This window comes from Cupriavidus sp. 30B13 (assembly GCF_049059565.2).
Taxonomy (GTDB): Bacteria; Pseudomonadota; Gammaproteobacteria; order Burkholderiales; family Burkholderiaceae; genus Cupriavidus.
In genome coordinates, this window is record NZ_CP188224.1 from 2,647,345 (window position 1) to 2,673,242 (window position 25,898).

At 70.8% G+C, this 25,898-nt stretch carries 26 protein-coding genes; 17 read left to right on the forward strand and 9 right to left on the reverse strand.

The features are described from left to right. Positions 1-61 precede the first annotated feature (61 nt). From ACKI2N_RS30885 to ACKI2N_RS30920, 8 genes are all read left to right on the forward strand, one after another. Positions 62-1,162: an ABC transporter substrate-binding protein gene (locus ACKI2N_RS30885; RefSeq protein WP_420992225.1), complete on the forward strand. Its 1,101-nt coding sequence runs from the start codon at positions 62-64 to the stop codon at positions 1,160-1,162. 13 nt (positions 1,163-1,175) lie between these two features. After that, positions 1,176-2,090 (forward strand): ABC transporter ATP-binding protein, encoded by a 915-nt coding sequence (locus ACKI2N_RS30890; RefSeq protein ID WP_420992224.1) that lies wholly within the window; start codon positions 1,176-1,178, stop codon positions 2,088-2,090. Positions 2,091-2,110: 20 nt separating this feature from the next. Then, positions 2,111-2,929, forward strand: coding sequence for an ABC transporter permease (locus ACKI2N_RS30895; protein ID WP_420992223.1), 819 nt, complete (start codon positions 2,111-2,113; stop codon positions 2,927-2,929). 58 nt (positions 2,930-2,987) lie between these two features. Then, entirely contained in the window at positions 2,988-3,908 is a 921-nt protein-coding gene (locus ACKI2N_RS30900; RefSeq protein ID WP_420992222.1) for an ABC transporter substrate-binding protein, read from the forward strand. 155 nt (positions 3,909-4,063) lie between these two features. Beyond that, positions 4,064-5,314, forward strand: a complete 1,251-nt coding sequence (locus ACKI2N_RS30905) for a SpoIIE family protein phosphatase (RefSeq protein ID WP_420992221.1) — start codon at positions 4,064-4,066, stop codon at positions 5,312-5,314. Between the two features lie 42 nt (positions 5,315-5,356). Next, positions 5,357-5,926: a SiaB family protein kinase gene (locus ACKI2N_RS30910; protein WP_420992220.1), complete on the forward strand. Its 570-nt coding sequence runs from the start codon at positions 5,357-5,359 to the stop codon at positions 5,924-5,926. A gap of 22 nt (positions 5,927-5,948) precedes the next feature. Next, positions 5,949-6,338 carry a DUF1987 domain-containing protein gene (locus tag ACKI2N_RS30915; RefSeq protein ID WP_420992219.1) on the forward strand — a complete coding sequence of 130 codons (390 nt, stop codon included), beginning with the start codon at positions 5,949-5,951 and terminating at the stop codon, positions 6,336-6,338. 18 nt (positions 6,339-6,356) lie between these two features. Next, a complete protein-coding gene (locus tag ACKI2N_RS30920; RefSeq protein WP_420992218.1) occupies positions 6,357-7,094 on the forward strand; it encodes a GGDEF domain-containing protein in 738 nt (245 codons plus the stop codon). 27 nt (positions 7,095-7,121) lie between these two features. Here the strand turns inward: ACKI2N_RS30920 and ACKI2N_RS30925 are convergent, their stop codons facing one another. Beyond that, positions 7,122-8,081: an ABC transporter substrate-binding protein gene (locus tag ACKI2N_RS30925; RefSeq protein WP_420992217.1), complete on the reverse strand. Its 960-nt coding sequence runs from the start codon at positions 8,079-8,081 to the stop codon at positions 7,122-7,124. A 4-nt stretch (positions 8,082-8,085) separates the two neighbouring features. Further along, positions 8,086-9,183 (reverse strand): LLM class flavin-dependent oxidoreductase, encoded by a 1,098-nt coding sequence (locus ACKI2N_RS30930; RefSeq protein WP_420992216.1) that lies wholly within the window; start codon positions 9,181-9,183, stop codon positions 8,086-8,088. 271 nt (positions 9,184-9,454) lie between these two features. Between ACKI2N_RS30930 and ACKI2N_RS30935 the strand changes: the two genes are divergently transcribed. The 6 genes from ACKI2N_RS30935 to ACKI2N_RS30960 are packed head-to-tail and all read left to right on the forward strand — an operon-like array spanning position 9,455 to position 16,502. After that, positions 9,455-10,921 (forward strand): leucyl aminopeptidase family protein, encoded by a 1,467-nt coding sequence (locus tag ACKI2N_RS30935; RefSeq protein WP_420992215.1) that lies wholly within the window; start codon positions 9,455-9,457, stop codon positions 10,919-10,921. A 45-nt stretch (positions 10,922-10,966) separates the two neighbouring features. Continuing rightward, a complete protein-coding gene (locus tag ACKI2N_RS30940; RefSeq protein ID WP_420992214.1) occupies positions 10,967-12,553 on the forward strand; it encodes an ABC transporter substrate-binding protein in 1,587 nt (528 codons plus the stop codon). A 40-nt stretch (positions 12,554-12,593) separates the two neighbouring features. After that, positions 12,594-13,559, forward strand: a complete 966-nt coding sequence (locus tag ACKI2N_RS30945; RefSeq protein WP_420992213.1) for an ABC transporter permease — start codon at positions 12,594-12,596, stop codon at positions 13,557-13,559. Between the two features lie 25 nt (positions 13,560-13,584). Beyond that, positions 13,585-14,532: an ABC transporter permease gene (locus ACKI2N_RS30950; protein WP_420992212.1), complete on the forward strand. Its 948-nt coding sequence runs from the start codon at positions 13,585-13,587 to the stop codon at positions 14,530-14,532. Next, the gene (locus ACKI2N_RS30955) at positions 14,529-16,286 is read left to right on the forward strand and encodes a dipeptide ABC transporter ATP-binding protein (RefSeq protein WP_420992211.1); all 1,758 of its coding nucleotides are present in this window, start codon (positions 14,529-14,531) and stop codon (positions 16,284-16,286) included. The genes ACKI2N_RS30950 and ACKI2N_RS30955 overlap by 4 nt, the downstream gene beginning before the upstream one ends. A 30-nt stretch (positions 16,287-16,316) precedes the next feature. After that, positions 16,317-16,502, forward strand: a complete 186-nt coding sequence (locus ACKI2N_RS30960) for a hypothetical protein (protein WP_420992210.1) — start codon at positions 16,317-16,319, stop codon at positions 16,500-16,502. A 57-nt stretch (positions 16,503-16,559) separates the two neighbouring features. Here ACKI2N_RS30960 and ACKI2N_RS30965 read toward each other — a convergent pair whose 3' ends face one another. From ACKI2N_RS30965 to ACKI2N_RS30990, 6 genes are all read right to left on the reverse strand, one after another. Continuing rightward, complete coding sequence (locus ACKI2N_RS30965; protein ID WP_420992209.1) at positions 16,560-17,330, reverse strand: ferredoxin--NADP reductase; 771 nt, start codon at positions 17,328-17,330, stop codon at positions 16,560-16,562. Positions 17,331-17,602: 272 nt separating this feature from the next. Then, a complete protein-coding gene (locus tag ACKI2N_RS30970) occupies positions 17,603-19,504 on the reverse strand; it encodes a family 2A encapsulin nanocompartment cargo protein cysteine desulfurase (RefSeq protein ID WP_420992208.1) in 1,902 nt (633 codons plus the stop codon). After that, positions 19,479-20,411 carry a family 2A encapsulin nanocompartment shell protein gene (locus ACKI2N_RS30975; protein WP_420992207.1) on the reverse strand — a complete coding sequence of 311 codons (933 nt, stop codon included), beginning with the start codon at positions 20,409-20,411 and terminating at the stop codon, positions 19,479-19,481. Before ACKI2N_RS30975 ends, ACKI2N_RS30970 begins: the two co-directional genes overlap by 26 nt. A gap of 188 nt (positions 20,412-20,599) precedes the next feature. Beyond that, a complete protein-coding gene (locus ACKI2N_RS30980) occupies positions 20,600-20,854 on the reverse strand; it encodes a helix-turn-helix domain-containing protein (protein ID WP_420992206.1) in 255 nt (84 codons plus the stop codon). Beyond that, positions 20,851-21,837, reverse strand: a complete 987-nt coding sequence (gene epsC / locus ACKI2N_RS30985) for a serine O-acetyltransferase EpsC (RefSeq protein ID WP_420992205.1) — start codon at positions 21,835-21,837, stop codon at positions 20,851-20,853. Before epsC ends, ACKI2N_RS30980 begins: the two co-directional genes overlap by 4 nt. Positions 21,838-21,945: 108 nt before the next feature. Beyond that, complete coding sequence (locus ACKI2N_RS30990) at positions 21,946-22,413, reverse strand: rhodanese-like domain-containing protein (protein WP_420992204.1); 468 nt, start codon at positions 22,411-22,413, stop codon at positions 21,946-21,948. Between the two features lie 290 nt (positions 22,414-22,703). Between ACKI2N_RS30990 and ACKI2N_RS30995 the strand changes: the two genes are divergently transcribed. Both ACKI2N_RS30995 and hpaI read left to right on the forward strand, forming a co-directional pair. Continuing rightward, the gene (locus tag ACKI2N_RS30995; protein ID WP_420992203.1) at positions 22,704-23,567 is read left to right on the forward strand and encodes a class I SAM-dependent methyltransferase; all 864 of its coding nucleotides are present in this window, start codon (positions 22,704-22,706) and stop codon (positions 23,565-23,567) included. A gap of 159 nt (positions 23,568-23,726) precedes the next feature. Beyond that, entirely contained in the window at positions 23,727-24,527 is an 801-nt protein-coding gene (hpaI, locus tag ACKI2N_RS31000; RefSeq protein ID WP_420992202.1) for a 4-hydroxy-2-oxoheptanedioate aldolase, read from the forward strand. A gap of 16 nt (positions 24,528-24,543) precedes the next feature. On the opposite strand, the gene ACKI2N_RS31005 is transcribed toward hpaI, so the two are convergent. Then, positions 24,544-25,347 (reverse strand): 5'-3' exonuclease, encoded by an 804-nt coding sequence (locus tag ACKI2N_RS31005; protein ID WP_420992201.1) that lies wholly within the window; start codon positions 25,345-25,347, stop codon positions 24,544-24,546. Positions 25,348-25,530: 183 nt separating this feature from the next. Between ACKI2N_RS31005 and ACKI2N_RS31010 the strand changes: the two genes are divergently transcribed. Further along, positions 25,531-25,773, forward strand: coding sequence for a hypothetical protein (locus ACKI2N_RS31010; protein ID WP_420992200.1), 243 nt, complete (start codon positions 25,531-25,533; stop codon positions 25,771-25,773). Positions 25,774-25,898 lie beyond the last annotated feature (125 nt).

Sequence of the window (25,898 nt, forward strand, 5' to 3'; positions counted from 1 at the left end):
CATCGACGCGCAGGATGCATGCGCTCCCGCGCCGGCAGGACATCCCGACAGGACAACCCGAATGCCCGCGCCCTCCTCCGCCCCCGGCACACGCCGCCTCGTTCTCAAGCAACTGGCCTCGATGGCCGCCGCCGGCGGCCTCGGCTCCCTACTGGCGGCATGCTCGCGCGAAGGCGCGCCGCAGGCGGCCGGCAACGGCGCGGCAGGCGGCAGCGCGGGCAGCGCGGCAAGCGGCGGCGCGCCCGCGGTGGTGGCCAAGGCCGGCGACAAGGTGCGCTTCCGCTATCCCGACAACCCGACCTTCGACCTGGTCTACCTGGCCGACCAGCTCGGCTACTTCGAAGGCACCAACACGCGCCCCGAGTACATCGGCAAGGTCGCCGCGCCGCAGATCATCCCGCTGACCGGCACCGGCGAGATCGATTTCGGCTCGCGCATGGTGCCGCTGGTGATTTCCGCGGTGGCCAGCGGCGCCGACATCAAGGTGGTGGCGGCCGGCAACAAGACGCTGCAGGACGCGCCGCACATGAAGTACTTCGTGCGCAAGGCCTCCGGCATCCGCCAGCCCAAGGACCTGGAAGGCAAGACCATCGGCATCAACAGCTTCGGCGCGTGCGCGGAGTTCGTCACCAAGACCTACCTGCGCCAGAAAGGCGTGGACGTCACCAAGATCAACTTCGTGGTGATCCCCGACGACCAGGCCGAGCAGACGCTGGCCACCGGCAACACCGACCTGGCCATCATCCACGCGCCGTTCTCGGGCCGCGCCGATCACGCCGACCAGCTGGTGCGCCTGTGGAGCGACTTCGACCTCGACGGCGGCCTGGGCGGCATGCAGCCCTACAGCGCGCACGGCAAGTTCATCCGCGAGCATCCGGAGTCGGTGCGCGACGTGGTGACGGCGCTGGCCAAGGCCGCCAACTGGGTCAACGCCAACCCCGAGGACGCGCGCAAGCTGGTGTCCGAGCGCATCAAGCTGCAGCTGGACTACGTGGACCGCTATGCCTACGTGGATAACCTGGTGGTGACCGAGCCGCCGATCCAGTACTACATCGACGTGCTGGAAGCCGAGGGCAAGCTGCCCAAGGGCAAGGTGACCGCCGCCAGCATCTACACCAACGAGTTCAACCCGTTCGCGGCCAAGGCCCAGGCGAAGGCCTGAGGGGCAGCGCACCATGACCGACAAGATCCTCGCTCGCGGCGTGCAGATGGACTACGCCGTGCGCGGCGAGAACGGGCGGCCCGACAACGTGGCGGTGCTGCAGGACTTCAACCTCGCCATCCGCAACGGCGAGTTCCTCTCCGTGCTGGGCCCGTCCGGCTGCGGCAAGTCCACCTTCCTCAGCATCCTGGCCGGCCTGACCGAGCGCACCGGCGGCCATATCGCCATCGACGGCAAGCCGCTGGCCGGCATCAGCCGGGACCAGGGCGTGGTGTTCCAGGGCTATGCGCTGTTCCCGTGGCGCACGGTGCTGCAGAACATCGAGGTCGGGCTGGAGATCCGCGGCGTGAAGCGCGCCGAACGGCGCCGCATCGCCCGGGAGCACCTGGAGCTGGTCGGGCTGGAAGGCTTCGGCGAGCGCTATCCGCACGAGATCTCGGGCGGCATGAAGCAGCGCGTGGCGATCGCGCGCTCGCTGGCCTACAAGCCCGAGGTGCTGCTGATGGACGAGCCGTTCGCCGCGCTCGACGCGCAGACGCGCGAGATCCTGCAGGGCGAGCTGCTGCGGATCTGGGAGCAGTACCGCAAGACCATCGTCTTCATCACGCACAGCCTGGACGAGGCCATCTTCCTGTCCGACCGCATCGCGGTGATGACGCGCCGGCCCGGCTCGGTCAAGGCCATCATCGACGTGCCGCTGCCGCGCCCGCGCCAGCCCGAGCTGCGCAATTCCGAGGCGTTCATCCGCCTGCGGCAGCAGGCCTGGGACATCCTCAAGGACGAGGTCCAGTTCAGCGCCGCCGTGCCGCGCCCGCTCGGCGCCACCGCGAATCCGGGCGAGCGCGTGGCGGGCGAGCCCGCCGCGCGCGCCGCCACCGCCGCACCGGCGTCCCTGCCGGCCACCACCGAACCCAGGGCCGCGCTGTGAGCCATCCTAGCCATCCCGCCGTGAGCAACCCCGCCACCGCCATCCGCCGCCTTGCCGGCCCTTCGCTGGCCGCCCGCCTGGGCGACCGCGCGCTGGGCCTGCTCGGCATCGCCGGTTTCCTGCTGCTGTGGGAGCTGGTGCCGCGCACCGGGCTCGTCAGCGAGGCCTACCTGAGCCCGCCTTCGCAGATCCTGCCGGCCATCTGGCAACTGCTGGAAAGCGGCGCGCTGCTCAAGCACGTGGGCGCCAGCCTGCAGCGCTCGCTGTGGGGCCTGCTGCTGGCGATCGGCCTGGGCGTGACGCTGGGCCTGCTGATGGGCTGGTTCAGCCGGCTCGAAGCCATCGTCGACCCCATCCTGCAGCTGTTCCGGCAGACCTCGGCGTTCGCCCTGTTCCCGGTCTTCATCCTGTTCCTCGGCATTGGCGAGCTGTCCAAGGTGGCGATCATCTTCTGGGCCTCGTTCTGGCCGGTGCTGCTGAGCACCATCAGCGGCGTCAAGCAGGTGGACCAGCTGCTGATCAACTCGGCGCGCTCGATGGGCGCTTCGCGCCTGTTCGTGTTCGGCAAGGTGGTGCTGCCGGCGGCGTCGCCATCCATCTTCACCGGCATCCGCCTGGCCGGCACCTATTGCATCACGGCGCTGGTCGCCGCCGAGATGATCGGCGCCCATTCCGGGCTCGGCTTCCTGACGCTGAATTCGCAGGAAGTGTTCCAGATCCCGACCATGTATGCCGGCATCCTGCTGCTGGCGCTGCTGGGCCTGGCGCTGAACTTCATCCTGGCGCGCATCGAGCGCCGCCTCACGCGCTGGCGCCGGGGGCTGACCCTCAATGCCTGACCTGTCTTCCGCGGCCCCGCTCCGTGCGCGCGCGGCGTCACGCGACGGTCACCGCGGCGTGCCTATACTGGCTGCCGCGCTGGCCGGCGCCATCGTGGTGCTGGGGCTGGCCTGGCTCAGCATTCCCGCGTTGCTCGGGCGCCTGCCGGTGAAGCTGCCGCTGGACCACCTGCCCGCGCCGGCGCTCGACCTGCTGCAGCGGCTGCAGCCCGAGCCGCGCTGGGACGCGCTGCCGCAGGGCCCGGTGCTGGCCGCGGCGCGCCAGCGCGGCGTGCTGGTCGTCGGCGTGCGCGAGTACGCGCGGCCGGCGCTGCCGGGCGCGCCGAACCCGCCCGGCCCGGATGGCTTCGACGCCGGACTGGCCGGCTTCCTGGGCGCGCACCTGCAGGTGCCGGTGAAGCTGGTGGGGCTGGGCGCGGACGGACGCGCGCACGACGCGCCGGCGCCCGTGCCCGACCTGATCATCGCCGGCGCGCGCCCCGGCGCGGCCGGCGAGCCGCGCGTGCCCAGCCCCTACGCCGGCGGCACCGGCCGGCTGGTCGCGCTGCGCGGCAGCCCGTACACCCGCGCCGCGGACCTGGCGCAGCGGCCGGTGTGCGTGGCGCAGGGCAGCCCGTACGTGCAGGAACTGGCCAGCCGCTATCACGCGGTCCCGGTGGTCCATGTGTCGGCGATCCGCGCCATCGCCGCCTTCATGGCCGGCGAATGCCAGGCGCTGGCCGAAGACAAGCTGGCGCTGGCGCGGCTGGCGGGCCTGCCGGAATGGCGCTTCTACGCCGTGCTGGACCAGGACCTGGACGGCGACGCCGGCGCGCAGATCGGCCTGCGCCAGCCCGACCCCGCCTCCGCGGCCTACCTGGACCGCGCGGTGCGCTACTGGGTGGGCGGCGGCGGCCTGGCGCGCGCGCGCGAGCAGCGCGCCGGCGACCTGGCCTACCAGGCCGGCGAACTGCAGAGCGGGCTGGTCTGCCACGCCTGAACGGCCGTGCCCCCCGGGGTGACGGCGGCCGGGGCGTGCCCGTTTCATTTGCGGAAAATACCCCCCTTAATCCCCTCTTTTCTTCAAACTGTCACAAAGAAGACATATGCCGCTCCTAGAATTGGCGGCTTCAAAATAATCCGGATACCCTGGCGATGTCTGACGTTCCGGCCGATACCAGTAGGGTCGAATCCCGCGCGGCGCGCTCCCGCTTCCGGCAGCCTTGCGCGGAAGACTTGTGCGTCGCCACGCCGTCGGTGACCACGGAACAGACCAACCAGGACGTGCTGGACGTCTTCGGCAGGCACCGCGACCTGGACAGCCTGCCGGTGACCGAGGACGACAGGCCGATCGGGCTCATCAACCGCGCGATCTTCATGTCGCAGATGAGCAAGCCCTACCACCGCGAGCTGTACAACCGCAAGAGCTGCATCGCCTTCATGGACAAGGAGCCGCTGGTGGTGGACGCGGCCATGAGCATCGAGGCGCTGACCTTCAAGGCGGTGGAGTACGGCGAGAAAGCGCTGGCCGACGGCTTCATCATCGCGCGCGACGGCCGTTTCGTGGGCCTGGGACGCGGCCTGCAGCTGATGCGGGTGGTGGCCGACATGCAGGCCGAGAAGAACCGCCAGATCATGCACAGCATCGACTACGCCAGCATCATCCAGCGCTCGATGCTGCGGCCCTCGCGCGAGGCGATGGCCCGCACGCTCGGCGACGCCGGCCTGGTGTGGGAGCCGCGCGACGTGGTCGGCGGCGACTTCTATCACTTCGCGGCGTTCGAGGACGGCTGGTTCGCCGCGCTGGCGGACTGCACCGGGCACGGCGTACCGGGCGCCTTCATGACGCTGATCGCCTCCTCCATCCTGACCCAGGCCATCGAGCAGCGCGGCCCGCGCGACCCCGGCGCGCTGCTGATGGCGGTCAACCGCGGCATCAAGCAGATGCTCGGCCAGGTGGAGCGCTACAGCGACACCGCCGAGTCCAACGACGGCCTGGACGCGGCCTTCTTCTGGTTCGACAATGCCAGCCGGCAGCTCTGCTTCGCCGGGGCCAAGAGCGCGCTGTTTGTGCTGCACCCCGGCGACGAAGACGGCGAAATGGTGGAAGGCGAGCGCATGGGCGCCGGCTACGTCGACACAGGCATGGATTTCGCTTGGCAGAACCGGCTGGTGCCGACCCGGCCCGGCAGCGTGGTGTTCGTGACCACCGACGGGCTGATCGACCAGATCGGAGGGCCGAAGGAGATCGCCTTCGGCAAGCGGCGCATCCGCGAAGCGGTACGCGCCAGCCGGCACGAGCCGGCCGCACGCATCAACCAGGCCGTGCTGGAGCAGTACAGCGCCTGGCAGGGGCAGCAGAACCGCAGGGACGACCTCACTTTCTTCTGCTTCCGTGTTCAATAGCAGGCAGCAAGTCCTGACCACAACGCCGATGAAACCACGCCGATGAACGGTACTTCGATTGACAACGAATATGGGGCCTTTTTCAAGATGGCCCGGGAACGCAACGTGATCTTCTACTACGTCGGCTATTTTTCCCAGAACATCATCGCCGCCATGTCGGACGCGGTGCGGCTGCAGCTCGCGGTCAGCGGCGTGGACAACTCCACGCGGCGCAAGCTGTTCTCCTCGTTCGTGGAGATGGCGCAGAACATCGTCCATTACTCCTCGGACGCCCTGACGCCGCCCACGCAGGACACCGACCAGCTGCGCCACGGCTCCGTGTGCATCAGCATGATCGACGACCGCTACCGCCTGATGTGCTCCAACCCCGTGGCGATCTCCCGCGTGGCGCAGTTGCGCGCGGCGCTCGAGCCGCTGCGCACGATGACGCTGGACCAGATCAAGCAGGCCTACCGGGAAACCATGCGCGCCGAATCGCCGGAAGGCAGCAAGGGCGCCGGCCTGGGCTTCCTGACCGTGGCGCGCGACGCCAGCGCTCCCCTGGAATACAATTTCCAGCCGATCGATGCGGATCCTGCGTCGACCATGTTCCACCTGGTCGCCACGATCTGAGCAGGACGAGAAAAACAACGTCATGGAAAACCTGTTCATCGCCGCCACCCCCTCCTCGCCCGAGGTGAATTTCGACTTCGCGCAGCACACGCTGTCGCTCAAGGGCGAGTCCTACCCCGAGAACGCCGCCATGTTCTACGGCGACGTGATCGTGCGCATGCGCAAGTACCTGGCCGCGTGCGAGGACACCGAGGTCACCGTCCACGTGGCGCTGACCTACTTCAACAGCTCCAGCACCAAGGTGCTGTTCAGCATGTTCGACGCCATGAACGACGCCGCCGACAAGGGCAATCGCGTGATCGTGAACTGGTATCACGACGTCGACGACGACACCATCCTGGAGTTCGGGCAGGAGCTGCACGCCGACTTTCCGGCCATCGAGTTCATCGACCACGCCACCACCGCCACCTGAACCGCGCCGATCCGCCGAATGTCCGAGCCCGATCTTTTCGAGTTGGAGAACAGCGCCGTGGCCGGGGCCCGCGCGGTCTTCTGCAATCCGGATGCCGGCGCGGAGGCGTACCGCCGCACGCTCGGCGAACTGATCGGCCACTACGAGCGGCTGATGCGCGAGACGCGCCGCCTGATCCGGCGCAGCGACCGCGAGGAACTGGAAATGAACCGGCTCAACCAGCGCCTGCAGGAACTGGCGCGCGAGCTGGAATTCCGCGCCACGCGCGACACCCTGACCGGCGCGCTCAACCGCGGCGCGGTGATCGAGCAGGCCGGCGTGATCCTGGCCGGCGGCAGCCTGGCGCTGATCGTGCTGGACATCGACCATTTCAAGCGCGTCAACGACACGCTCGGCCATCCGGTGGGCGACGCGGTGATCCGCGGCGTGACCGAATGCCTGACGCAGACCGTGCTGGACGCCGGCATGGTCGGCCGCGTGGGCGGCGAGGAGTTCGCCGCCTTGCTGCCGGCGCGCCCGCTCGGCGCCGCCATGGACCTGGCCAACCGCATCCGCCTGCGCATCGCCGCCCACACCTTCGCCGAGGCGCCCGAGCTGCAGGTGACGGCAAGCTTCGGCGTGAGCTGGAACCCGCGCGGCACCAGCTTCGAGTACGCCTACGGGCGCGCGGACGAGGCGCTCTACGAAGCCAAGCGCAGCGGCCGCAACCGGGTGGTCAGCGCGCAGGCGCCCGAGGCCGCCCTGCCGCTGTCCTGACGGGCGGCCTGTCCGCCGGCATGCCGGCTATGCCGGCAGCGGGAAGCCGGTATCGAAGGTGTTGCGCACGTCCAGCCGCTGCTTGAGCAAACCCGCCTTCAGGTAGAAATCCGCCGTGCGCTGCTGCTCGGCGATCAGCGCCGCGTCGATATTGCGCCACTGCGTGTGGCGCCGCTCGAACTGCAGCCGCGCCGCCTCGGGCGGGATGCCGATGATGCGCGCCAGCGCCGCCGAAAAGCCATCCACGTGCTGGTACGACCAAACCTGCGCGCGCGCCGCGCGCTGCAGGAAGTCGCGCAGCACTTCGCGCTTGGTGGCCAGCGCGCTGTCGGTGGCGGCCAGGTAGCTCAGGCCCGACCACAGGCCGCGGCCGCTGACCAGCACGCGCGCGTGGCCGCTGGTTTCGGCCAGCGCAGTATAGGGCTCCCAGGTCGCCCACGCGTCGATCGAGCCGTTGACCAGCGCCAGCTTGGCGTCGGCCGGCGGCAGGAAGCGGATGCTGGCGTCCTCCGGCTTGAGCCCGGCCGATTCGAGCGCCTTGAGCGCGACGAAGTGGCCGATGGAGCCGCGGTTGGTGCCGATGTTCTTGCCGCGCAGGTCCGCCGCGCCTTTCCACGGCGAGTCCGCGCGCACCAGCACGGCGGTGCCGAACGGGTCCGAGCGGTTGGCGCCGATGATCTTGATCGGCGTGCCGGCGGCCAGCGCGAAGATGGCCGGCGCGTCGCCGATGGGGCCGGAGTCCACCGCGCCCGCGTTGAGCGCCTCGGCCAGCGGCGCGGCGGCCGGGAACTCAGTCCACTGGATGTCGTAGGGCAGGTTCTTCAGCTCGCCCGCGCTCTCCAGCAGCGCGCGCAGGCCGCCCTTCTGGTCGCCGGCCTTGAGCACGGGGCGCGCCTGCGCGCCGGCGGCAAACGGCAGCGTGGCGCCGGCCGCCGCCACGCCCGCCGCCGCGCCGAGGCGCAGGAATTGTCGTCTGGATGCCGTCATGCCGTCATGCCGCCTTGCGTCCCGCGCCGGCCGCGGCCTCGCGCTGCGCCACCAGCGCGCGCACGCGCGGGATCAGTTCGCGGCCATAGTCCACCGCATCCTCCAGCGGGTCGAAGCCGCGGATCAGGAAGGTGGTGACGCCGAGGTCGTAGTAGTCCAGCAGCGCGTCGGCCACCTGCTCGGGCGTGCCGACCAGCGCGGTGGAATTGGAGCGCGCGCCGGTCAGCTTCGCGATCTCGGTCCACAGGCGCTTGTCCACGCGCGGGCCCTGGCCGGCCGCGGCCAGCAGGCGGCGCGCGCCCTCGCTTTGCTGCGGGCCGCCCTGCCCCAGGCCGGCAACCTCGCGCAGCTGCCGCGCCTGCGCCAGGATGCGGCCGGCGCGTTCCCAGGCCAGCGCCTCGGTGGCCGCCAGGATCGGGCGGAACGATACCGAGAAGCGCACCTGGCGCCCGTTCTTCGCCGCCTCGGCGCGCACGCGCGTGGTGAGCTCGCGCACCTGGTCCAGCGACTCGCCCCACAGCGCGTACACGTCGGCATGGCGCCCGGCGACCTCGATGGCGGCCTCCGACGCGCCGCCGAAGAAGATCGGCACATGCGGGCGCTGGGCCGGCTTGACCTCCGAGAAGCCCTGCGTGAAGCGGTAGTACCTGCCTTCGTGGTCGAACGGCTTGTCCTCGGTCCAGATGCGACGCAGGATGCCGAGATACTCGTCCGTGCGCGCGTAGCGCTCGTCATGGCCGAGGAAATCGCCGTCGCGCTGCTGCTCCGAATCGGAGCCGCCGGAGATGAAATGCACGCCGAGCCGGCCGCCGCTGAACTGGTCGAGCGAGGCGATCTGGCGCGCGGCCAGCGTGGGCGCCGTGAAGCCGGGACGGTGCGCGAGCATGAAATGCACGCGCTCGGTCACCGCCGCCGCGTAGGAAATGGTGAGCGTGGCCGAAGGGCCGGTCGAGTGGTGCGGCACCAGCACGCGGTCGAAGCCGGCCTGCTCGTGCGCCTGCGCGAAGGCCCGCACGTAATCGCGATCCACCGCCGGTCCGCTGGCCGGATGGATCTCCGACTGCTTCTGGGTCTGGATCATGCCAATGATTTCCACGCTCATCGAAGACTCCTTGTGACTGGTTTGCGGGTACGGCGGGTTTGCGGGTACGGCGCCCGGCAGCGCCGGTGAGGGCGGCGCCGCGCGCGGACAAGCTACGAACATACGCCGCGCCGGCACCGTTCTTAACGAATAAGAATGCAAGTCAATATGCGATTTGCGTGGTGGCGCGGCATGCGCGCGCACGCATAACCATGCACGATATGGTTCTTTGTCCACCCCGGCGCGCGGCGTTAGGCTAGTCGACTCGCATCGCGCCCCAACCATTCCAGAGATGTCAGCCAATTCCTCTTCGCTGCCCGAACACGCGGCGCCGCGCTGCTTTGCCGATCCTGGCGGCCCGGCCGTCGCGCTTTACCTGGCCACACCCGATACGCTGGACGCGGTGACGGACCGCCTGCCGCCCGCGCAGGCGCAATGGGTGCGCGCCACCGGATTCGCGGCCGGGCCGGGCAAGACCCTGCTGCTGCCCGATGCGGACGGCGCGCTGGCCGGCGTCATCGTCGGCGCCGACCCCGCGCAGCCGCTCTGGCAGCTCGCCGGCCTGCCCGCGCAACTGCCGCCGGGGCGGTATGCGCTGGCGGATGCCGATATCCATGCCGCGACGCAGGACGAGACGGCCTTGCGCGCGCTCGGCTGGGCCATCGGCTCGCTTCCCCGCGGCTGGGAAGACGACGCGCAGGCCGGCGCGGACCCGCGCGGCAATGACGGCGCCGCCGCGCAGCTGGTGGTGCCGCCCGCCGCGCAGCAAGCCCTGCTGCCGCTCGCCGCGGCCATCGGCCGCGTGCGCCGGCTGGTCAATGCGCCGGCCAACGTGCTCGGCCCGGCGCGGCTGTCCGGGCAGGTGCGCGCGCTGGCCCTGGACCACGACGCGGAATTCCACGAATGGGCCGGCGACGACCTGCCCGGCGCGGGCTTCGCGCTGGTGCACGCGGTCGGCCGCGCCGCCGCCGAGGCGCCACGCGTGGCGGCCCTGCACTGGGGCGACCCGGCCGCGCCGCGCGTGGTGCTGGTGGGCAAGGGCGTGTGCTTCGATGCCGGCGGGCTCGACCTCAAGCCCGCGCAAGGCATGCGCTGGATGAAGAAGGACATGGGCGGCGCGGCCCACGCCATCGCGCTGGCGCAACTGGTGATGCAGGCGCGGCTGCCGGTGCGGCTGACGCTGGTGGTGCCGGCCGTGGAGAACGCCGTCGGCGCCGGCGCGCTGCGCCCCGGCGACGTGGTGCGCACCGCCGGCGGCACCAGCGTGGAAATCGAGAACACCGATGCCGAAGGCCGCCTGGTGCTGGCCGATGCCTTGCATTACGCCTTGCAGGACAAGTTCGGCCCGGCCGCGCTCGCCATCGACCTGGCCACGCTGACCGGCGCGGCGCGCGTGGCGCTGGGCCCCGAACTGCCGGCGCTGTTCAGCAACGACGACGCGCTGGCCGAAGCCCTGCTCGCGCAGTCAAGGCAGCAGGCCGATCCGCTCTGGCGCCTGCCGCTGTGGCAGCCCTACCAGCCGATGCTGAAGTCGTCGTTCGCCGACGTGCAGAACGCCGCCGGCGCGCCGCTGGCCGGCGCCATCACCGCCGCGCTGTTCCTGGAGCGCTTCGTGCCGCGCGGCACGCCGTGGCTGCACCTGGACCTGTTCGCGTGGAACCAGGAAGACCGCCCCGGCCGCCCGCGCGGCGGCGAGGCGCAAGGGCTGCGCGCGCTGTTCGCCCTGCTGTCGGCGCGCTTCGCGCCGGCGCGGGCCTGAGCGGCACGCCATTCGCCAAACCCACCTTTGCCGAGACCAAGCCACATGATCCGACGACTGGCGCTGGCCGCCACCCTGGCCGCCACCCTGCTGGCCGCATCCGCGCCGCATGCCGAGACCGTGCGCTGGGCACGTTCGACCGACGCTTCCACGCTGGATCCGCACGCCCTGAACAACGGCCCCAACCACAACCTGCTGCACCAGGTCTACGAGCCGCTGCTCATCCGCACCGCCGACGGCAAGCTGCTGCCCACGCTGGCCACTTCCTGGCAGCGCACGGCCGACCCCACGGTGTGGGAATTCCAGCTGCGCAAGGGCGTGAAGTTCCATGACGGCAGCGTGTTTACCGCCGACGACGCGGTGTTCTCGCTGCTGCGCGCCAAGGCGCCCACCTCGGACATGAAGTCGCTGCTGGCGTCGGTCACCGAGGTGACCAAGGTCTCGCCGTTCGCGATCCGCATCAAGACCGCCGGCGCCAGCCCGCTGCTGCCGGACAACCTGACCAACATCCAGATCCTGAGCGCGGCCTGGGCCAAGGCCCACGGCGTGGAGCAGCCGCAGAACGCCGCGGCGAAGGAAGAAACCTACGCCACGCAGCACGTCAACGGGACCGGGCCCTACACGCTGGTCTCGCGCGAGCAGGACGTGCGCACCGTGCTCAAGGCCTTCCCGCAATACTGGGGACGCGGCCAGTTCCCGCTGGAGATCGACGAGCTGGTCTACCTGCCGATCAAGTCGCCGGCCACGCGCGTGGCGGCGCTGCTGTCCGGCGAGGTGGACTTCGTGCAGGACCTGCCGATCCAGGACACCGCGCGGCTGCGCGCGGACCCGCGCCTGCGCGTGAACCAGGCGGCGGAGAACCGCGTGATCTTCCTCGGCCTCAACGTGGGCAGCGCGCCGCTGAAGTACGCCGACGTGAAGGACCGCAACCCGCTGGCCGACCGGCGCGTGCGCGAGGCGTTCCAGCTCGCCATCGACCGCAACGCCATCAAGACCGCGGTGATGCGCGGCCTGTCGGTGCCGACCAACATCATCGCCCCGCCCTTCGTGCACGGCTACGACAAGCGCTTCGACGTGGTGGGCAAGACCGACGTGGCGCGCGCCAAGGCGCTGCTGGCCGAGGCCGGCTACCCCAACGGCTTCGGCATCACGCTCCACTGCACCAACGACCGCTACCTGAACGACGAAGCCATCTGCCAGGCCACCGCGGGCTTCCTCGGCCGCATCGGCGTCAAGACCAGCGTGGTGTCGCGCCCGCTGGCGATCCAGAGCGCGGCCATCAACAACCTCGACACCGATTTCTACCTGTACGGCTGGGGCGTGCCGACCTACGACTCGGCCTACATCTTCGACTACCTGGTCCACACGCGCGGCAAGAACGCGCGCGGCGCCACCAACGCCACGCGCTACGGCAACGCCGAGCTCGACGCCAGGATCGTCTCGCTGGCGGCCGAAGGAGACCCGCAGCGGCGCGATGCCACCATCGAGAGCATCTGGAGCACGGTGCAGAAGGAACTGATCTACCTGCCGCTGCACGACCAGATCCAGACCTACGCCATGGTGCGCAAGCTCGATATCCCGGTGAACCCGTCGAACACGCCGTACTTCAAGCTGTTCAAGCTGGCCAGATGAGCGGGCCCGTCGCCACCCACCCGCTGCGGCAATCCGCCCGATGCTGATCCACCTGGTCCGGCGGCTCGGCCAGTCCCTGCTGGTGCTGCTGGCGGTGTCCTTCATCGCCTTCCTGGTGTTCCGCCATATCGGCGACCCCACGGTCAGCCTGCTCGGCGAGGACGCCTCGCTGGCCGAACGCCAGGCGCTGGTAGCCGAGCTGGGCTTCGACCAGCCGGTGCCGGTGCAGTACGCGCGCTACCTCGGCAACGTGCTGCGCGGCCGCCTCGGCATTTCCTACCGGGTCAAGCGGCCGGTGGCCGCGGTGATCCTGGAGCGCGTGCCGGCCACGCTGGAACTGGCGCTGGTGGCGGCCGCGTTGGCGCTGGCGGGCGGCGTGGCGCTGGGCGTCTACACGGCGATCCGGCGCGACAGCTGGGCCAGCCGCGCGCTGATGACGGCGTCGCTGGTCGGGGTCTCGCTGCCCACCTTCCTGATCGGCATCCTGCTGATCTACCTGTTCGCGGTGGAGCTGCGCTGGCTGCCGTCCTTCGGCCGCGGCGCGACCGTGGCCGTGGGCGGCTGGCAGACCGGCCTGCTGACGGCGTCGGGCTGGACCTCGCTGGTGCTGCCGGTGGCCACGCTCGGCCTGTTCAAGCTGACCCTGATCATGCGCCTGGTGCGCACCGAGATGCTCGAGGCGCTGCGCACCGACTACGTGCGCTTCGCCCGCGCGCGCGGCCTGCCCGCGCGCCGCATCCACTACGGCCATGCGCTGCGCAACACGCTGATCCCGGTGCTGACCATCGCCGGGCTGCAACTGGGCTCGCTGATCGCTTTCGCCATCGTCACCGAGACGGTGTTCCAGTGGCCCGGCGTGGGGCTGCTGTTCATTGCCTCGATCCAGGCGGTGGATGTGCCGGTGATCGCCGCCTACCTGCTGATGATCGCCGTGCTCTACGTGTGCATCAACCTCGTGGTGGACCTGCTCTACCTGCTGGCCGATCCGCGCCTGCGCCGCGCCTGACCCCGCCATGCCAACCGTGCCGCCCATGCAAGACTCCTCTTCCCCAAGCCCCGCCGCATCCGCGCGGGTGCGCTGGCGCGATGCCGACTCGGCGGTGCTGCGCGCGCTGGCGCGTTCGCGCACCGTGCAGTTGGCGGTGCTGCTGCTGGCGCTGCTGGCGCTGGCCGCGCTGTTCGCGCCGTGGCTGGCGCGGCAGGACCCGTTCGACCCGGCCGCGCTGGAGCTGCTCGACGCGTTCACGCCGCCATGGCAGCACGGCGCCTCCGGCGCCTTCTACCCGCTCGGCAGCGACGACCAGGGGCGCGACATCTTCTCCGCCATCCTCTACGGGCTGCGCATGTCGCTGCTGGTGGGCGCGGCGGCGGTGGCGCTGTCGCTGGCCATCGGCGTGCCGCTCGGGCTGGCCGCCGGTTATGCCGGCGGCTGGTTCGACACCGTGGTGATGCGCGTGGCCGACGTGCAGCTCACCTTCCCGCTGCTGCTGGTGGCGCTGCTGATCTTCGGCATCGCGCGCGGGCTCCTGCCGGCCGGCTACCGCGACGAGATGGCGCTCTACGTGATCGTGGCCGCCATCGGCCTGTCGGAATGGGTGCAGTACGCGCGCACGGTGCGCGGCGCGGTGATGGTGGAAAAGCACAAGGACTATGTGCTGGCGGCGCGCATCATCGGCCGCTCGCATGCCGGCATCCTGCTGCGCCACATCCTGCCCAACCTGCTGGCGCCGGTGCTGGTGATCGGCACCATCAGCTTTGCGCTGGCGGTGGTGGCGGAGTCCACGCTGTCCTACCTCGGCGTGGGCCTGCCGCCGACGCAGCCCTCGCTGGGCACGCTGATCCGCGTGGGCCAGGGCTTCCTGTTCTCGGGCGAGTGGTGGATCCTGCTGTTCCCCGCGCTGGTGCTGCTGGCGCTGGCGCTCTCGGTCAACCTCGCCGGCGACTGGCTGCGCGACGCGCTCGACCCGAGGCTGCAATGACGACCCTGCCCCCGCCCGCCCCGCAGGATCTGCCCGTGCTGCGCGTGCGCGGCCTGTCGGTGGATTTCGACAGCCACCGCGGCACCGCGCGCGTGCTGGACGGCGTGTCGTTCGACATCGCGCCCGGCGAGATCCTCGGCGTGGTGGGCGAATCGGGCGCGGGCAAGTCGATGACCGGCAACGCCGTGACCGGGCTGATCGAGCCGCCCGGGCGCATCAGCGCCGGCAGCGTGGCGCTGCGCGGCGAGCGCATCGACACGCTGCGCGGCGACGACCTGCGCCGCATCCGCGGCAAGCACGTCGGCATGGTGTTCCAGGATCCGCTGACCAGCCTCAACCCGGTCCTGACCATCGGCCGCCACCTGACGGAGACCATCCGCACCCACCTGCCGCTCACGCCGGCGCAGGCGCGCGAACGCGCGCTGGCGTGGCTGGCGGAAGTGGAGATTGCCGATCCCGCGGCGCGCCTGGGACAGTATCCGCACCAGCTCTCCGGCGGCATGCGCCAGCGCGTGGCGATCGCGCTGGCCTTGTGCGGCGAGCCAGAGCTGCTGATCGCGGACGAACCCACCACCGCGCTGGACGTGGTGGTGCAGGCCCAGGTCATGCGGCTGCTGCGCCGGATCTGCCGCGAGCACGGCACCGCGGCGATGCTGATCACGCACGACATGGGCGTGGTGGCCGGCACCGCCGACCGCGTGATGGTGATGCACCAGGGCCGCGTGCTGGAGACCGGGCCCGTGGGCGAGGTCCTCGCGCGGCCGGCCGCGCCGTACACGCGCGCGCTGATGGCGGCCATCCCGTCCGTGCGCGCGCGGCTGCACCGCCTGCCGGTGCCGGATGCGCTGGCCGCTCCCGCGCCGGCATCCGCCCCGGCGCCGGCGGCCGCCCCGCGCGGCAACGCGCCGCTGCTGCGCGTGGAAGGCCTTTCGCGCGACTTCGCGCTCTCCCCCGGCTGGCTGCTGCGCACGCTGGCGCGCCAGCCGCGCAAGGTGCTGCACGCGGTGCGCGACGTCGGTTTCGAGATCCCGCGCGGTACCACCTTCGGGCTGGTGGGCGAATCGGGCTCGGGCAAGTCCACCGTGGCCCGCATGATCGCGGGGCTGACCCGACCCACCGCAGGGCGCGTGGTGCTCGACGGCGTGGACCGCTGGGCCGACGCGCGGGCCGCGGCCGCGCTGCCGGGCCGGTTCCAGATGATCTTCCAGGACCCGTACGCCAGCCTCAATCCGCGCTGGCGCGTGGACCGCATCATCGCCGAGCCGCTCGAGGTGCTCGGCCTGCCACATGGCGAGCCGCTGACCGCCGCCGAGATCGCCGAGCGCGTGGCGCAGGCGCTGCGCCGCGTGCGCATGTCGCCCGATGCGGGCCGGCGCTACCCGCACCAGTTCTCGGGCGGGCAGCGCCAGCGCATCGCCATCGCGCGGGCGCTGGCGAGCCAGCCGGCCTTCCTGATCTGCGACGAGCCGACTTCGTCGCTGGACGTGTCCGTGCAGGCGCAGGTGCTCAACCTGATGCGCGACCTGCAGGACGAATTCGGCCTGACCTACCTGCTGATCAGCCACAACCTGGCGGTGATCCGCCAGCTATGCGACCACGTCGGCGTGATGCGGCATGGCCGGCTGGTGGAAAGCGGGCCGGCCGAAGCGGTGTTCGCCGCACCGGCGCACGCCTATACGCGCGAACTGATGGCCGCCGTCCCGGATCTGGCAAGCGTGGCGGATGCGCCGGCGCGCGCCGCGGCCGCGGTCTAGGCAGGCGGGACGGCGGAGATGGAGAAACCGATGCGCGACGGAAAACCGGCGGCCCCCGCGGGCGGCCGCGCATGGCATGGACGCGCGGGCACGGCGGCCGGCGCGGCGGGCGCGGGCCTGTCATTCGGGTCCGACCTGGGATGGGTCCAGCTGGCGGGCGTGTTCCTGATCACCCTGGGGATCCATCTGTGGGTGATGTCCCGCCAGCAGGACTGAGAGCGCGCCCGGGGGCAGCGGGGCAGCGGCCGGCAGCCGCCGGCCTGCCTCCAGGGCTCAGTCGACGAATGCCTTTTCCAGCACAAAGTGGCCGGGGTGGCTCATGTTGCCTTCGGTGAACTGGCGCTCGACCAGGATGTTGCGCACGTCCTTGAGCATGTCGGGGCTGCCGCACAGCATGATGCGGTCGTTCTCCAGCGAGAACGGCGGCACGCCCAGGCGCTCGAACAGCTCGCCGGAGGCGATCAGGTCGGTGATGCGGCCCTGGTTGTCGAACTCTTCGCGCGTCACGGTGGGGAAATACACCAGCTTTTCGCGCACCAGCTCGCCCAGGTATTCGTGCTGGGGCAGGTGTTCCTGGATCAGTTCGCGGTAGGCCAGTTCCTCGACGAAGCGGCAGGTATGGGTCAGCACGATCTTGTCGTAGCGGTCATACACCTCCGGGTCGCGGATGATCGACAGGAACGGGGCCAGGCCGGTGCCGGTGGCCAGCAGCCACAGGGTCTTGCCGGGCAGCAGGTTGTCGACCAGCAGCGTGCCGGTGGGCTTCTTGCCGACGAAGATCTGGTCGCCTTCGCGCAGGTGCTGCAGGCGCGAGGTCAGCGGGCCGTCTGGCACCTTGATGCTGAAGAACTCCAGCGTTTCCTCGTAGTTGGCGCTGGCGATGCTGTAGGCGCGCAGCAGCGGGCGGCCGTTGACTTCCAGGCCGACCATGGCGAACTGGCCGTTCTCGAAGCGGAAACCGGGATCGCGGGTGCAGGTGAAGCTGAAGAGCGTGTCGGTCCAGTGATGGACGGAAAGGATGCTTTGCTGGTTCAGATTGCTCATGAAAAAAGCGCTGGAAAGCGCTGTATTGCGCCGGCGCCGGGGGCCTGGTGCCAGTGGCGGGCGGGAAGCGTGCCGGTTGCGTTCAACAAGGCGGCTCCGGTCCGAAGGCAGGAAGGCGCGCCGATTCAAGGTGAGAAGATAGCGGATTTTAGGAGAAAACGCAGGCCGCGTGCCAATTCACGCCCGATATCATGGTTTTATGCGGGTTTCGCGGCCGTTGTGCCTGCGTTTTCAGCGGCTAGTCTCCACTTGCGCCGGTTTCAGCGCCGGTTTCAGCGGCGCCCGGACAGGCGCCTGACCACCGAAATGAGCTGGTCGACCTCGTCCGTGGTGTTGTAGAAGGCCAGCGAAGGCCGCACCGTGGCTTCCAGCCCGAAACGCCGCAGGATCGGCTGCGCGCAGTGATGCCCGGAGCGCACGGCGATGCCTTCTTCGTTGAGTGCCTTTCCCACCTCCTCGGTCTCGTAGCCCTTGAGCACGAACGACAGCACGCTGGCCTTGTCGCGCGCCGTGCCCACCAGCCGCACGCCCGGGATAGGCTGCAGCAGACGGGTGGCGTACTCCAGCAGGTCGTGCTCGTAGCGGGCGATGTTCTCGATGCCGACCCGCTCCACGTAGTCCAGCGCGGCGCCCAGCCCCACCGCGTCGGCGATGTTGCCGGTGCCGGCCTCGAAGCGGTTGGGCGGCGGCTGGAATACCGTGCGCTCGAAGGTCACGTCGGCAATCATGTTGCCGCCGCCCTGCCAGGGCGGCATGTCCTCCAGCAGCGCGCGCTTGCCGTAGACCACGCCGATGCCGGTCGGCCCGAACACCTTGTGGCCAGAGAACACGAAGAAGTCGGCGTCGATGGCCTGCACGTCCACGCGCATGTGCGAGACCGACTGCGCGCCGTCGACCAGCGCGCAGGCGCCGGCGCGGTGCGCCATCTCGACGATCTCCCTGACCGGCACCACGGTGCCGAGCGCGTTCGAGACCTGCGTCACGGAGACGATGCGGGTGCGGTCGTTGAGCAGCTTGCGGTATTCGTCGAGCAGCACCTGGCCGGAATCGTCCACCGGGATCACCCGCAGGCGGGCGCCGGTCTGCGCGGCCAGCTGCTGCCACGGCACGATGTTGGCGTGGTGCTCCAGGTGCGAGACGATGATCTCGTCGCCCTCGCCCACGTGCTTCGCGCCCCAGGTCTTGGCGATCAGGTTGATGGCCTCGGTGGTGCCGCGCACGAAGACGATCTCCTCCGGCGAGGCCGCGCCGATGAAGCGCTGCACCTTGCTGCGCGCGGCCTCGTAGGCATCGGTGGCACGCCCGGCCAGCGCATGCGCGGCGCGGTGGATGTTGGAGTTCTCGTGCGCGTAGAAGTACGCGAGGCGGTCGATCACCGACTGCGGCTTGTGGGTGGTGGCGGCATTGTCGAACCACACCAGCTGGCGGCCGTTGACACGCTCCTGCAGGATCGGGAAATCGCGGCGGATGGCGTTGACGTCGAACGGCACGCGCGCCTGGGACGAAGCCCACGGCAGCGTCTGCTGGCCTGCGCGGTCATGCCCGTAGCCATGCACGGCCGGCGCCTGGCGCGCCGCTTGCCCCTGGCGCGGCAGATGCAGCGAGAGCGGATCGCCGAACGAGCCGATCTCGCGCAGGCCGGCGGAGCCGCCATGCAGGTCGCGGCCGGCGCCTTCCAGGAAATAGTAGGCGGGCGCGGCCGAAGCCTGCGGCGCCGGCGCGGCGGCCTGCGGCACGCCCAGCGCCTGGCCGCCGAAGCGGCTTTCCAGCGCGGGCACCACCGTCACCACCGTATCCGGCAGGCCGTTCTGCGCCACCGCGCTCGGCGCCAGGGACGGCGCGCGGTTGGGCAGCGACAGCACATGCGTGGGCGCGGCCGGCAACAGGTTGGCCCCGGGCACGCGGCCCTGCGGGATGGCCGCGCCCGGCACGCCGGTGCCGGTGCCGCCTGGGCCGGCCACGGGCGAGCCCGGCGGCGCGGGGTTGTTCACCAGCGGCGGCGACTGCACGGCGGCCGGCGAGGTGCCCGGCAGCGCCGAGAAGAACGCCCCGGCCAGCCGCGCCAGCGCGGCGGGATCGGGCAGGCCCGGCGGCACTGCCGGCGCGCCCGGCAGCGCGGACTGGCCGGCCGGCGCGGCGGCCGGCGGATTACTTGTAGGTGTCAGGGTAGTCATGGTACTTGCCGATCTCCACGTCATCGAGAACCGCCAGCGCGTCCGGCGAATGCACGGCCAGCGAGCAGTACAGCGAGATCAGGTACGAGGCGATCGCCTGGTCGTTGATGCCCATGAAGCGCACCGACAGGCCCGGCCCCTGCTCGCCCGCCACGCCGGGCTGGTACAGGCCGACCACGCCCTGGCGCTTGTCGCCCACGCGCAGCAGCAGGATCTTGCTCTTGCCGTCGGCCACCGGCACCTTGTCCGACGGGATCAGCGGAATGCCGCGCCAGGTGATGAACTGCGAACCGAACAGGCTCACCGTGGGCGGCGGCACGCCGCGGCGCGTGCACTCGCGGCCGAACGCGGCGATCGCCAGCGGATGGGTCAGGAAGAAGGCCGGCTCCTTCCACACCTTGGCGAGCAGCTCGTCGAGATCGTCCGGCGTGGGCGCGCCGGTCAGCGGGAACACGCGCTGCTCCTCGGCCACGTTGGCCAGCAGGCCGTAGTCCGGGTTGTTGATCAGCTCGCCTTCCTGGTGCTCCTTGATGGTCTCGATGGTCAGGCGCAGCTGTTCCTTGATCTGGTCGTGCGGGCTGCTGTAGAGATCCGACACGCGCGTGTGCACGTCCAGCACGGTGCTCACCGCATTGAGGAAATACTCGCGCGGCTGCTCGTCGTAGTTGACGAAGGTGCGCGGCAGCTTGCCCTCGTCGTCGCGCTGGGTGCAGGCCACCTTGACCGACTCGGGATCCAGCACCTGGTTCAGGCGGTAGATGCCGGCTTCCACCGGCACCCATTGCAGGAAATGCGTCAGCCAGCGCGGCGTGATGGTCGCAAGCTGGGGGATGGTCTTGGTGGCATTGGCTAGTTGCCGTGCTGCGTTATCGCCGAGCGCCGTGTGGCTGCTCCCTTGTACCGACATGTGCTGCTCCGTGGCTGATGGACAAAAGTGGGTGGGGGCTTATGAAAAAAACGAGAATGCTTATTACCGCAGCGATTATCTGGAGCGGGGGCGGGCCGTTCAACATGCTATAGACGGCAATCGCGGTCCGGTCCGGGCAGGCGCGCGGCGGACGGGGTTCGCGCCGGCGCGCGCTCGGCGGCCGGCGCTCAGCGCTCGGCCGCGGCCGTGCCCTGCTGCGCGGCCGCGGCGCCGGCCGGGCGCAGCAGCCAGGAAATCGGCACGCCCAGCGCCGCGGCCAGCTTTTCCACGGTGACGATGGAAGCGACGGCGCTGCCGCGCTCGATCTCGCCGATGTAGGAGCGGTTCAGGCCCGCATGCTCGGCCAGTTCCTCCTGCGACCACGCATGCGCCTCGCGCAACTGGCGCACCGCCGTGCCCAGGGTCCGCACCAGGTCCGTCATGGCAGGCTCGCCGCGGTGGCCAGCGGCGCGCCGCCGCCCGCGGTGCCGCCGTGGGCGGCGCCGTTGCGCGCGCCTTCGTTGCGGGCCGTCTCGTTGCGGGACACCGCCTGGGTCACGTGCGCGCCGGCCGGCACGTCCTGCGTGACCCAGACATTGCCGCCGATCACCGCGCCGCGGCCCAGCGTGACGCGCCCGAGGATGGTGGCGCCGGCGTAGATGACCACGTCGTCCTCGACGATGGGATGGCGCAGCAGGCCCTTCTCGAGCTTGCCGGTGGCATCGCGCGGGAAGCGCTTGGCGCCGAGCGTGACCGCCTGGTACAGGCGCACGCGCTCGCCGATGATGGTGGTCTCGCCCACCACCACGCCGGTGCCGTGGTCGATGAAGAAGCCGCCGCCGATCTGCGCGCCGGGATGGATGTCGATGCCGGTCTCGGCGTGCGCCAGCTCGGCCACGATGCGGGCCAGCAGCGGCAGCCCCAGCCCGTACAGCGCATGCGCGATGCGGTGGTGGATCATGGCCAGGATGCCCGGGTAGCACAGCAGCACCTCGTCCACGCTGCCGGCGGCCGGGTCGCCGTGGAAGGCGGCCAGCACGTCGCTGTCGAGCAGTTCGCGGATGCGCGGCAGGCGCGCCGCGAACTCGCGCACGGCGGCGAGCGCCCGCGTCCGCTCGCCGGCCTCGTCGCGTTCGCCGTGGCGCGCGGCGTAGTGCAGCTCGAGCCGGGCCTGGGCCAGCAGGCCATGCAGCGCCGCGTCGAGCGAATGCGCCACATAGAGGTTCTCGCTTTCCTGGCGCAGATCCGGTGGCCCGAGCCGCATCGGGAACAGCACACCCTTGAGCGTGGCCACCACCTGCGCCAGCGCATCGCGCGAAGGCAGGTCGCGCCCGCCCGGCTCCAGCTGCCGCTGCTGGCCCTCGCGCCACTGCTGGCGCACCTGCTGCAAGGCGAGCACGATCCCGCCGATCTCGAAGTCAGCCACAGTGATGCTCCCCTTCTGCGTCTTGTCGTTTTGTCGTTGTCCTGCGCCGCGCGGCGCGATGCGCCCGCGCGGCGGGTCCGGCGTGGCCGCTGGCCGGCCCGCCCGGACTTAGTCCTGGACCCAGGGCAGGTCGTGGAAGCGCCAGCCGCCGCTCTTGCCGCGCCGCTGCCGCTCGTCGAGGTCGCCCTCGAAGCCTTCGAGCACATTGAACACATTGGCCAGCCCGGCCTTGGCCGCGGCCTCGGCCGCCAGCGCGGAGCGGTTGCCGCTGCGGCACAGCAGCAGCACCACGGCGTCCTTGCCGGTCTTGGCTTCCAGCTCGCGCACGAAGCGCGGATTGCGGGTGAGGCTGGTGCCGGTGGCCCACGGCACGTGCGCGGAATCCGGCACGTAGCCCACGAACTTGCGCTCCTCCGCCGTGCGCACGTCCACCAGCACGGCATCGCCGGCGCTGAACAGCGCCCACGCCTGCTGCGGCGTCACGCGGCCCGCGTACGGCAGGCCGGACGAACGCGCCACGGCGCGGGCGGCCTCCAGCACGGGGTGGCTGGTCTGGTTTTCCAATGCAGTCGTCATCTGGTGTTCTCCTTGTGGCGCGCGGGCCGCGCGCTTTCCGCCGCCCGCTTTTTTTGCCTCTCGTCCGCGCCCGTGGCACGGTTTCCGGTGGCCGGCAACCGCCTATAGCCATCACGTCTGCACTATGAAAGGGGGCGCGGAGATTGAAAACGAATAAAAACGCATTTCCAAAGACGGCCGCGGCGCGGCGGGCGCCGGCTTGACAGGCGGCGGCGCTGCGTCCAGATTCGAGTCCACCCACGCGGCGGCGCGCGATGTGCCGCCGCCGCCCCACACCGGCAAAGGACGCCATGACCCCGAAGTCTTCACAGCGCCGCCTCGCGCGGCGCGCCCTGCTGCTGGCCTGCGCCGGCACGCTCGCCCTGGCCGCCGCGACGGCGGGTGCCCAGGCCGGCGGCGACGAGGCCGCGCTCGCCGCGGTCATCGCCGGGCCGCAGCGCAGCGCCGCCAACAAGGCACGCGACGCCTACCGGCACCCGCTGCAGACGCTGCGCTTCTTCGGCCTCGAGCCGGGCCAGACGGTGGTGGAGATCGCGCCGGGCGGCGGCTGGTACACGGAAATCCTGGCGCCGCTGCTGCGCGAGCGCGGCAAGCTCTACGCCGCGCACTACGATGCGGGCTCGGCCAGCGAGGAAAGCGTGAAGGCGCGGGCAAGCTACGCGCAGAAGCTGGCGCGCGATCCCGCCAACTACGGCAAGGTGGTGGTCGGCACGCTGCCGCTGCGCAACGCCGACGATTTCGCCCCGGCCGGCAGCGCCGACCTGGTGCTGACCTTCCGCAATATCCACAACTGGATCCAGGACGGCCACCTGGACGACAGCCTGCGCGCGTTCTATGCGGTGCTCAAGCCAGGCGGCGTGCTGGGCGTGGAGGAACACCGCGCCACGCCGGGCACCTCGCTGGACCAGATGATCGCCACCGGCTACGTCACCGAGGACTACGTGATCGACCACGCGCGCGCGGCCGGCTTCGCGCTGGCCGGCCGCAGCGAGATCAACGCCAACCCGCGCGACGACCACGATCACCCGGACGGGGTGTGGTCGCTGCCGCCCACCTTGCGCGGCGGCGAGCGCGGCCGCGCGGCCTTCCTGGCCATCGGCGAGTCCGACCGCATGACGCTGAAGTTCGTCAAGCCGCCGGCGGCCAGGCCGTAGCCGCATCCAGCCCGCCTGCCGGCAGCCGGCAGCCGGCGCCGCGGCGGCGCAGACAACTGGACCGCCGCATCCGCTGCCCGTATATTGCCCGGATCCCGCCGGCGCGGCGCCGCCCGGCGGCCACGCTCGACAGACCTGAACGGCAAACCCGGAGACCCCATGCCCGCAAACAATCCCTTCAAGGCCGCGCTGTCGGCCGGCAAGCCGCAGATCGGCCTCTGGGTCTCGATGGCCTCGCCCTACCTGGCGGAGGTTTCCGCCACCGCCGGCTTCGACTGGCTGCTGATCGACGGCGAGCACGCGCCCAACGAACTCGGCGGCATCCTGCACGCGCTGCAGGCCGTCGCGCCCTACCCGTCGCAGCCGGTGGTGCGCGCGGTGGCCGGCGAAGTGCCGCTGATCAAGCAACTGCTGGATATCGGCGCCAGGAGCCTGCTGGTGCCGATGGTGGACACCGCAGCGCAGGCCGCCGCGCTGGTGGCCGCCACGCGCTATCCGCCCCGGGGCATCCGCGGCGTGGGCAGCGCGATCGCGCGCGCTTCGCGCTGGAACGCGCGCACCGACTACCTGGCGGTGGCCGACGACGAAATCTGCCTGCTGGTGCAGGCCGAGACGGTGACCGCGCTGCAGAACCTGGAAGCCATCTGCGCGGTGGACGGCGTGGACGGCGTGTTCATCGGCCCGGCGGACCTGGCCGCGTCGATGGGCCACCGCGGCAATCCCGGCCATCCCGAGGTGCAGGCCGCCATCGAAGGCGCCATGCGCACCATCGTCGCCAGCGGCAAGGCGGCCGGCACGCTGACTTCCGACAACGACCTCGCGCGCCGCTACCTGGCGCTGGGCTGCACCTTCGTCGCCACCGGCGTCGACGTGCTGGTCTATGCGAACGCCGCGCGCAGCCTGGCCGCGGAATTCACCAGTGCGGCCGCCCCGGCCGGCGCGCCTTCGGCGGCGTATTGAAGCATCCCGGTCCCACTCACGCGGGCTCGGGCAGCCGCAGCATGTTCCAGGTCAGCCCGAGCTGCGCATCGGTCCTGAGCGAAAGCAACTGGCGCGACAGCCGCGCCAGGTGGGCCTGCTCGGCCAGGTTCTTGCCGATCACGCCCTTCTCCTCGCCCGCGTTGGCCAGCACGCCTTCGAGGTCGCCGTATTGCCGCAGCAGCCGCGCGGCGGTCTTGGCGCCGATCTTGTCGACGCCGGGGATGTCGTCCGAGCTGTCCCCGAGCAGCGCCAGGTAGTCCGCCAACTGGTGGCTGGCCACGCCGAACTTGTCCATCACGTAGGACTCGTCGAACCAGGCGCGCTCGCCGTTCTTCGCGGTGGCGAAGTGGTTGCGCACGACGGCGCCGTCGGCGATGAGCTGGAGCACGTCCTTGTCGGTGCTCACCGGGATGGCCGCGCCGTCCTTGGCGGCGGTCCAGCGGTAGTAGGCGGTGCCGATGATGTCGTCGGCCTCGAAGCCGTCGATGGAGACGGTCTGCAGGCCCAGCACCTCGGTCAGCGTCAGGCGGAAATCCGGGATCACCTCGGCCAGTTCCGGGTCCATCGGCTTGCGGTGCTGGCGGTACGGCGGGTAGAGCGCGTGGCGCCAGGTCTTGCCGCCGGTATCGAAGGCCGCCAGCGCATGCGTGGTGCGGCACTCGGCTAGCGCGCGCCGGAACGAGGCCAGCGCCGAGATCACCGCGCCCTCGACCTTGGCCGGGATGTCTTGGGCCGGGTTGGCCTCGTAGACGCGGCGCAGGATGTTCAGGCCGTCGATCAGCAGGAGTGTTTGCGTCATTGTGCGTGCGGTGCGTCTTCTCGTCAGACCCTCTATTCTGACGTGCCCGGCCGCAGGCGCAACCGCGGCGGCGCGCAAGCAGGGCCGCGGGGGGGCGATCGAAGCGGAGCGATTGGCGAGAACCCGGGGTTGCGCGCGCGCCTCAGTGCGTCTAGTCTGAGCAAATCCAACCCGTGCCCGGAAATGAACAACAATCACGACACCCGCCAGGCAGTAATCGACGCCCTCCAGAAAGCGGGCACCCCCATGGATGCATACCAGGTCGCCAAGGCCGCGGGCGTCAGCCCGATCCAGGCCGCGCGCACGCTGACCAAGCTCAGCGCCAAGGGCATCGTACAGCCCGAGGACCCGCTGAGCGAGGAAGCCGACCTGTCCGCCCGCTTCACGCTCGCGCCCGCGCAGAAGGCGGACGGCAGCGCCGGCTGACGGCACATTTCCCACGCCCGCGCCCCGGGCACGCCGCGAGGCCGCCGGCTTTCCTGCATGCACCGGAAGGATGCCGGCGTCCTGCCGGGCGCGTCCCGCCATGCCAGAAGATGGCTGCGGATGCG